We start from the raw sequence: 4,064 nt of genomic DNA, 5'->3' as shown, positions 1-4,064 counted from the left end.
AAATACCGTGCTTTTGAAATTCATATACTCAATAATGAATGGTACTGCTTAATTGACGCCATTAAATACCCAATCAACAAAGCCGATTTTACTTTTGAGAAAGACAACCAAACTGTAAAATTTGATGTCGCAGTTAACATTGTTCATGGAACTCCAGGAGAAGATGGACATTTACAAGCGTATTGGGAACTAATTGATTTGCCCTATTCAGGTTGTAATTATTACCAATCGAGTTTGACATTCAACAAACGTGACACTTTATCAGTGTTGTCAAAATTTAATATTCCTAAAGCCAATTCTATTTATATAACCAAAGGCGAAAATATTAACGGAAACAATATTGCAGCCGAATTAGGATTGCCTTTTTTTGTAAAACCAAATCAATCGGGAAGTAGTTTAGGGGTTTCTATGGTGAGTACTTTGGATGATTTACCAAAAGCATTGGATTTTGCTTTCGCAGAAGACAATGATATTTTGATAGAATCCTATTTGAATGGCACCGAAGTTTCTGTTGGGGTATTAAATTATAAAGGCGAAACTAAAGTTCTTGGAATAACCGAAATTGTTTCTCAAAATGCGTTCTTCGATTATGAAGCCAAGTATTTAGGCAAGTCGAATGAAATAACGCCAGCCCGAATCTCATCTAATTTAGAAGAATTAGTAATTGAAACTGCCAAAAAAGTATATGAATCACTGGGAATGACTGGTTTTTCACGTACCGATTTTATCATTATGAACGGTATTCCCTATTTTATAGAAATCAACACCAATCCGGGTTTGTCACCACAAAGTATCTTTCCACAACAAGCTGCACATGCTAAAATTGCATTTAGTGACTTGTTAGACAACGAAATAACTTTAGCTTTACAAAGAAAACCTATTTGGAAAAAATAAAAAGTTTGGAGTTTGGAGTTTGTTGTCTATAGTTAAAACCATAAACCTTAAACCTTAAACCTAAAACCATAAACCTTAAACCTTAAACCATAAACCTTAAACATCAAACAATGAAAAAAGCAGTTTTTCCCGGTTCATTTGACCCCATCACTTTAGGGCATTATGATATTATCAAAAGAGGCGTTTCGCTATTTGATGAAGTAATTGTAGCTATTGGTATCAATGCCGATAAAAAATACATGTTCACGCTGGAAGATAGAAAAAAATTTATAGAAGACGCTTTCAAAGATGAACCAAAAGTTAGGGTGATTACTTATGAAGGATTAACAATCAATTTATGCAAAAAAGAAGAGGCACAGTTTATTTTGCGTGGCCTGAGAAACCCTGCCGATTTCGAATTTGAAAAAGCCATTGCGCACACCAATAGAAAATTATCACAAATAGAAACTGTTTTCTTGCTCACGGCTTCCAAAACTTCCTATATCAGTTCTACCATTGTTCGTGATGTTATTAGAAACGGTGGCGATTATACGGTTTTGGTTCCCGATACAGTTTTAGTAAAAAAATAAAACACCTTAATTATGAAATTATTCGTCTGCAGAAAACTATTATTTTTTTTAATATCAGCTATTTTTTTTATTCAAATAGCCAAAAGCCAAAACATCACTGCAAAAATTATTGACTCTAGTACAAGCGAAAGTATTCCCTATGCAAACATTTTGGTCAATAATTCGGAAAGTCTAATTTCGAATGCTGAGGGTTATTTTACATTGTCTGAAAACAGTAGTGATAACAATACATCATTAGTAGTTTCTTATCTCGGATTCGTTAATAAAAAGCTAACTGTGGGCGAATTAAAAGAACAGCAATTTATCATCAAATTACAAGCTGCTATTATTGAACTCAATGAAGTTACTATTTCCAATAAAAAATTAAGTCCAAACGAAATTATGGCTAACGTAAGAGCGAATTTGGAACGCAATTATAAAAAAGATGGGCAAGCCACAAAGGATATGATTTTCTTTAGAACTTCTACGAATTTCAAACCTTCTATATTAGATGTTGAAATTGAAAAATCAACTGGATTTTCGAAAGAAGCGCTAAAGAAAGCCAATACACAACTGAGTGCTTACACCTCAAAATTACCCTCACAGCCTCCAAAAGAATACACAGATGTGCTATGCAATTACTTTACTTTCAAAACTCAAAAAGATGATAAGCCATATTATTTATCTAAGCTTGATGTAATAAAAGCTACAAAATTGAAAAATGAAAACAGTTCTGCTTCGCTCGAAGAATTAGAAAAATCGACCAGAGATATCATGCTCACGCATTTGGACACTTCGAAATACTACCGAATCAAAAGTGGTCTTTTTGGTTCGCGAGATACAATATCCTTACGAAAAGATTTTAATCAAAGAAAAAAGAAAGTAAAAACAAACCAATTAACTACAACAAAAGCAAGTCTTAGTTCGTTTTTATCTGAAACTAGCTTATTGAATAAAAAAGAATTAGAATTCATAAATGACACAGAAATTTATGAGTATGTCTATGAAGGTGCAACCTATTCTAATGACTATGAATTTGTTTATGTTTTAAGCTTTAAACCGAAAAAAAACAGGGCAATATATAAAGGGAAACTCTATATATCTGAATCAGATTTTGCGGTTATTCGAACGGAATTCTCCTTGGCAGAAGGTAAAAAAGTAAGTGGATTTAATATGAAATTCCTTTTGGGAGTGAAAACACAAGAAAATATTAGTAATGGTACGCTCATCTTCAAAAAAAATCCTATAGGTGATGGTTATTATATGCACTATGCCTCTAAAGAAACCGGACAATACATTTATGTAAACAGACCCCTAAAATTTATAGAGTTGACAGACATTGAGAAAGATGTAGTTGCTTTCGACATGAAAATTGAAGCCAACACAATTACGAAAACAGAATTTCTGAACATTTCTCGTACGGAAACTTCAGAAGCTACTATCCAAAAAATAACCGAAGACGATTTTAATTTTATAAAAATAAAATCCTATGATCCTAAAATTTGGAAAGACTATAATGGAATAGAACCTTTGGAGGAAATGAAGCAATTTAAAACGGATTAGTCCTTTTTTTTTAAATGTTTAATAGTATAGAGCAAATCAATTGAACAAATTGATAGGAGTTATAATTAAAAATACTTTTAACTAATTACTGGTTACAATGGAAACAAATAATTATTCAGACAATCAATTAGGAAGAGCAAGAGTTCAGGATTCACCCGAATTACAAGCCTATTATAAAGAACTCGAAACACTTGGTGCTGGTGCCTTATGGACGGTTGCTAACGATATCGAACCTTGGGAACCAAGAAGCTCATCAGTTCCTATGTTATGGAAATATGATGACTTGCGCAGCTTGGTTTTAAAATCATCCGAACTCGTAACCCCAGAACAAGCTGGACGAAGAGTGGTGTATTTGGTAAACGACAAACGTAAAGATGTTTCTGCCGCTGTGGGCTGGTTATACACCGGAATTCAAGTGACACGTCCCGGCGAAAGCACATCGGCACACCGACACAAAGCTTCGGCCTTGCGTTTTATTATGGAAGGCGAAGGCGGTTACACTGTGGTAGATGGTAATAAAATTACGTTTGAAGTCAATGACTTTGTAATTACACCTAACTCTACTTGGCACGAACATGGCGTAGAAGAAGGTGGGAAAACCTGCATTTGGCAAGATGGTTTGGATATTCCATTAGTAAATGCCTTGGAAGCGAATGATTATGCGATTTATGATGGCAAGCAAGCTTTGGTTGCTCCAATAAATTACTCCCCAATTGCCTATGGCTGTTCAGGTTTAATTCCAGCCGATACAGTTTGGGACAAACCCTATTCACCTTTATTCAAATATTCCTGGAAATCGGTTTATCCGGCATTGGTAGAAGCTGCAAAAGTAAAAGATGTAAATCCTTTTAATGGCATTTTGATGCAATACTCCAATCCGTTAACGGGTGGACACGTAATGCAAACTATGGGTGCTTCGATGCAATTATTACCCGCAGGATTTAAAGGAAAAGCACACAAACATACGGGTTCATTTGTCTATCAATGTGCCAAAGGAAGCGGCTATTCCATCATCAATGGTAAACGATTTGACTGGAAGGAGCGCGATATTTTTTGTGT

Annotated in this window: 4 protein-coding genes; all 4 read left to right on the top strand. The window is 34.4% G+C overall.

From position 1 onward, the window contains the following. Positions 1 to 894 (top strand): D-alanine--D-alanine ligase (locus ACK5ON_RS05830; RefSeq protein ID WP_409820762.1); only part of this gene is annotated, 894 nt, incomplete at its 5' end. 110 nt (positions 895 to 1,004) lie between these two features. Continuing rightward, a complete protein-coding gene (gene coaD, locus ACK5ON_RS05825) occupies positions 1,005 to 1,463 on the top strand; it encodes a pantetheine-phosphate adenylyltransferase (protein WP_409820760.1) in 459 nt (152 codons plus the stop codon). A gap of 12 nt (positions 1,464 to 1,475) precedes the next feature. Next, positions 1,476 to 3,005: a carboxypeptidase-like regulatory domain-containing protein gene (locus ACK5ON_RS05820; protein WP_409820758.1), complete on the top strand. Its 1,530-nt coding sequence runs from the start codon at positions 1,476 to 1,478 to the stop codon at positions 3,003 to 3,005. A gap of 97 nt (positions 3,006 to 3,102) precedes the next feature. Next, the coding region (locus ACK5ON_RS05815) for a cupin domain-containing protein (protein ID WP_409820756.1) at positions 3,103 to 4,064 on the top strand (962 nt) is incomplete at its 3' end.

Origin of the sequence: Flavobacterium sp. (assembly GCF_046317795.1) — a bacterium.
Lineage (GTDB): Bacteria > Bacteroidota > Bacteroidia > Flavobacteriales > Flavobacteriaceae > Flavobacterium.
The sequence above is the reverse complement of the archived record's forward strand: the minus strand, read 5'-3'. Positions and strand labels throughout refer to the sequence as shown.

Excerpts from the sequence above, each read along its gene's own strand:
- coaD (WP_409820760.1), top strand. The coding sequence starts at position 1,005 with ATGAAAAAAGCAGTTTTTCCCGGTTCATTTGACCCCATCACTTTAGGG.
- ACK5ON_RS05820 (WP_409820758.1), top strand. The coding sequence starts at position 1,476 with ATGAAATTATTCGTCTGCAGAAAACTATTATTTTTTTTAATATCAGCT.